Below are 502 nucleotides of genomic sequence, written 5' to 3' on the forward strand. Positions count from 1 at the left end.
CATCCGATTAGAAATTGGAATTGTTTATCCTTATCATACACTATCTTCCTCATTTTCTTAAACTTTTATTATTTATCGCCTTATCTTTTGGAAAGTATAACTAAAATACCCTTTATTCATCAACAAAAAATAAATAATCGGTTACAATAAGGAAGTGGCATTTGTCGCTTATTTTAAAGGAGGGATACATATGAAAGATCCTAGAATTCAAACTTTAGCCCATAATTTAATTAATTACTCCGTTCGTCTTCAAAAAGGCGAAAAGGTTTTAATTGAAAACTTTGACTTGCAGCGTGAACTTGTAACTGCACTGGTAGCAGAGGCATATGCTGCAGGTGGGTACCCATTTGTTTCATTAAAAGATTATACGGTAGACCGTGCTCTCCTTCAAGGTGCACAAGAAGAACAATATAGCATGATGGCTAACTTTGAAGCAAACGTGATGAAGGAAATGGACGCTTATATTGGATTACGTTCAGGTTCCAATATCTTTGAACAATCT

At 34.5% G+C, this 502-nt stretch carries 1 protein-coding gene; it reads left to right on the top strand.

The genetic code is table 11. The annotated features are described in order from the left end of the window. Window positions 1-190 precede the first annotated feature (190 nt). Window positions 191-502: aminopeptidase (locus ACYVL2_RS20180; protein WP_460546590.1), on the top strand; the 312-nt coding region annotated here is incomplete at its 3' end.

The organism is Glycomyces halotolerans, assembly GCF_054779575.1.